Genomic DNA, 3,851 nt, shown 5'->3' on the forward strand with positions numbered 1-3,851 from the left:
GTCAGGCTTTGCTACGGATACTCATGGATAATCTTCACTTACAAAATAACCCCGATCCCTTAGAGGGGTCTTTATCCTACGCGCTACCCTGCGCCACAAAAAACAATAGATTTCACAAGTAGATAGCTGGCCCGACCCCGGCTTCAACAATACTGCTTGAAAATGCGATTTAAATTTCATGTAAAAAGGTTGCATTTTCATGCAGGCAATTATATCTTATCTAATATACCCTTTCACTTATATGGAGGATGAAATGGCTACGTTACAAGTAAGGTCCATCGAAGACAAATTATATGAAGCACTTGGAAGAAAAGCGGCTATGGACAATCGATCAATTAGTCAGGAGGTTATCGTAATTCTTAAGGAGCATCTCTCCCAGCCCGCTCAGTATAAAAGTGCAACTGAAAATTTTATGGAATTGTGTGGTACATGGAAAGATGAAAAATCAGCAAAAGAGATTTCTAAAGAAATTCGGAAAAGCCGCAGATCGAAAACACGGTTCAAAGAGGTATTCTGATGTACCTATTGAAATCACGCCTTCCATAATGGAAACATTTGGCGCGATAAAAGCGGAGTTACGGAAGAATGGTACGCCGGTTGATGACTTTGACCGCCTCATCGGAGCCACTGGCATCACCATGGGCTACAGTATAGTAACAAACAATGAGAAACATTTTAATAAAATACCCGGACTCACCATTGAAAATTGGACTAAGAGATAACAGACATTCAATTTTTGATATATCGATAAAGCTCTCCTTGCTAAGCGTAACTTTGCGGATGGCGTCATTTCATGTCAGTTTTCATCGTCAAAAAAGACCACCGAATGGTTATTGCCACGCAGGGTGATGTGATGGGGATTCCCAGCGGCTATGATGCAGGCGATTCTTGGCATGTGGGGAAGGTAACTTGAATAAGATTAGTAGTATGACATCTTCAAGGGCAGAATTATTAACTGTCGCGTCTGGCTCAAATTTCACAAATACGCTTTTCCCCGCCAGCTAAAACCGTCTATCTGCCTGGCGGCAAGGTGTTTTTGGGCATATTCAGCCACAAGGCCAGAACTCACCAGAAAGCAGCAGACTTCCTCATCCAACTCCCCACAACGAGCCATACGTTCGATAATTCCCATTGATTCGGAGATGCATTTCCCTAGTTTATAGGGTCGATCCGCTGCCGTTAAGGCCTCAAAAACATCAAAAACGGCCAAGGCTCTGGCAGGAAAGGGCAGCTCATCTTTAACCAAACCCAGGGGATAGCCTGCCCCGTCCAGTCGCTCATGGTGCATGCCGGCATAGGCCGGAACATTTTCGTGCTTCTTGGGAAACGGCAGCGACTCAAGCATTTCTCGGGTAACCACCACATGCTTATTAATTACCTGACGTTCAGCACTGTTCAGCGTTCCGCGCTGTACCAGCAAATTTTCAACCTCATTTTCAGAGAGCAACGGCAACTTTTCACCACCTAATTCGAAGGTAATTTGAGCCACCTCAGCAATTTTTTTAACTTTTTCAGCGCTCAGAAATTCACCCCCGCCATTAACCTGTTCCAAAAAAACCTGTACATCATCCAGGTATGACAGATATGCCTCCAGAGAGTCAAATCCCTCAAAGAGCGCCGCCTCTTTTTTGTCTGCTCCAGCCTCCGCTTTCATCTGCCTAATAACGGCCTCTTTTTTGAGCAGTTCAAGGCGATAGCTAATTATTTCAATACGATCGACGATAGTCTCAAGTTTAGTTGCCTTATCAATGACATGCTCAGGCGTAACAATTTTACCGACATCATGAAGCCAGGCGGCCAGCAGCAACTCTTTTTTACCGTCTTCAGAAAACGATTTATCGGCAAACAGCCCTTCACTCTGACTGTTTACTTTATCGACAAAGAGTTCTGTAATTTCTACGACCCGCTGAATATGTCCGGCAGTATATGGCGACTTCTCATCGATAGCCCTGCCAATCATCTCAACTGTCGCATAAAGTAGTTTTTCCAAACTGTTAATGAGTCGCCTTTTAGTAAGAGAAATCGCTGCCTGTGAGGCAAGGCTTACGACAATATCGACATCTGTACCCTTAAAATCAATAACCTGACCCGTTCTCCGATCCTGAGCATTAAGCAGTTGAACAACTCCAATTATCTCATTTTCATGATCCTTCAAAGGCAGTACAAACATTGATTTAGAGCGATATCCCGTCGTCAAATCAAAATCTTTTGTCCCTTGAAAATCAAATTCAGCCTCATACACGTCCGAAATGGTAATCACCTCTCCAGTTAAAGCGCAATGCGCCGAAACATTGCGGTGATTCTCCCGGCCCAGATTGTCACAAAGCGGGATCGGCGGCCACATCACATCGTGACCATCAGCACCCCTGCATATATTGAGGCTGGCGTTACTAACCAGTGAAAACCGAAGGTACGGTTCATTTTCGTCCTTGATGTACAGCGTACAGCCGTCGGCATTGGTGAATCGTTGCGCCAGGTCAACAATCATCTTCAATAGTTTCCGATAATCCTGTTCTGCTGAAAGCGCAGCGCCCACCTTGACAAGCTCAACAACCATCTCCTGCCAGGCCAACTCAGACCCCTGAGCCTTAGATTGATCACTCATGATAACTCTGCTCTCCTTATATTATGACAAATAGTGTATCATTGACACGAAAGGTATCTATCTGATCACACCATTATTACGAGGCCTCTACCTTGACTTTTACAATCATGCGCCATTACCTGAAAATTATCACATTGACCATCGGCGCAGTTCTTTTACAGCCAGATGCCGCCCGCTTAGCAGAACAACATACCATAGTCATTGACGACTTTGAGAGTGGCATATCTGTCAACTGGCAGGAAAAAACCTTTAACGGCCAAACTCAATATAGCCTAGTAGAAAAGGATAATCAAACCAGCATTATGGCAGAAAGCAAGAACTCTGCCTCGGGACTCTTCTATAAAATTAACTATGCCCCCAACGACTACCCGCTCCTGGAATGGTCATGGCAGATTGAAACTACCGTTCAGAGTGGAGATGCCCGTCACAAAAAAGGGGATGATTACGCCGCCCGAATCTATGTTGTTTTTCCAAACCTTTTTTTCTGGCGCACAAAGGCCTTAAATTATATCTGGGCAAACAAACTGCCCGTGGGCGAATTCTGCGCCAATGCCTACACCTCCAACAATGTCATGATTGCCGTACAAAGCGGCAATCAGAAAGCCGGGCAATGGCTGACCGAACAAAGAAATATTATCGATGACTACCAGCAAGCTTTTGGAGAAGCCCCGCCTGAGGTTGGTGCTATCGCGATCATGACCGATACCGATAACACAGGTGAAGAAGCCAGGGCCTGGTACGGTGCCATCAAGATCAAACCACTTTTTTTGACAAATCAATGAACCAATATATAAAATAGATCAGGTTTTTGGTTGAATTGTGATCAAAAATTTAATACAAAACCAACATGGACTGTTACACTCAATAACAACTTGCTAATCTCACAGGGTAGCCCTGTGATAGATTAAACGGATAGATTAATGACAAACAAAAACTCTTTTTTATGCAAATCCTTCATTGTTCTTACACTGCTAATAAGCTCGCCAGCCCTTGCAACAGAGTATATTAGTGTAAAAAAAGATGGTGTGAATATTCGATCAGGGCCAAGCACCAATAAAGAAATACTATGGGAAGTTTTCAAAGATTTTCCGCTAGAAGTAGTAAAACGACAAAAAGACTGGATCGAGGCTAAGGATTTTGAGGGTGACCAAGGTTGGATTTATGAGCCCCTTGCTGAAAAGAATAAACGGGTTATCGTAAAAGTGAACACTGCCAATCTTCGAATTGGTCCGGCTCAGAATTACGA

At 43.9% G+C, this 3,851-nt stretch carries 5 protein-coding genes; 4 read left to right on the top strand and 1 reads right to left on the bottom strand.

What is annotated here, in order from left to right; all coding sequences use genetic code 11:
- Positions 1–253: 253 nt before the first annotated feature.
- Positions 254–517 (top strand): antitoxin, encoded by a 264-nt coding sequence (locus HQK80_15320; GenBank protein MBF0223562.1) that lies wholly within the window; start codon positions 254–256, stop codon positions 515–517.
- A gap of 28 nt (positions 518–545) precedes the next feature.
- The gene (locus HQK80_15325; GenBank protein MBF0223563.1) at positions 546–722 is read left to right on the top strand and encodes a hypothetical protein; all 177 of its coding nucleotides are present in this window, start codon (positions 546–548) and stop codon (positions 720–722) included.
- A gap of 254 nt (positions 723–976) precedes the next feature.
- Here HQK80_15325 and HQK80_15330 read toward each other — a convergent pair whose 3' ends face one another.
- Entirely contained in the window at positions 977–2,605 is a 1,629-nt protein-coding gene (locus HQK80_15330) for a GAF domain-containing protein (protein ID MBF0223564.1), read from the bottom strand.
- Between the two features lie 92 nt (positions 2,606–2,697).
- Here HQK80_15330 and HQK80_15335 point away from each other — a divergent pair, with 92 nt between their 5' ends.
- On the top strand, positions 2,698–3,387 hold the full coding sequence (locus HQK80_15335; GenBank protein ID MBF0223565.1) for a DUF3047 domain-containing protein: 690 nt from the start codon (positions 2,698–2,700) through the stop codon (positions 3,385–3,387).
- 138 nt (positions 3,388–3,525) lie between these two features.
- Positions 3,526–3,851 (top strand): SH3 domain-containing protein (locus tag HQK80_15340; protein MBF0223566.1); only part of this gene is annotated, 326 nt, incomplete at its 3' end.

The organism is Desulfobulbaceae bacterium, assembly GCA_015231515.1.
Taxonomy (GTDB): Bacteria; Desulfobacterota; Desulfobulbia; order Desulfobulbales; family VMSU01; genus JADGBM01.

Excerpts from the sequence above, each read along its gene's own strand:
- HQK80_15320 (MBF0223562.1), top strand. The coding sequence starts at position 254 with ATGGCTACGTTACAAGTAAGGTCCATCGAAGACAAATTATATGAAGCA.
- HQK80_15325 (MBF0223563.1), top strand. The coding sequence starts at position 546 with ATGGAAACATTTGGCGCGATAAAAGCGGAGTTACGGAAGAATGGTACG.
- HQK80_15330 (MBF0223564.1), bottom strand. The coding sequence starts at position 2,605 with ATGAGTGATCAATCTAAGGCTCAGGGGTCTGAGTTGGCCTGGCAGGAG.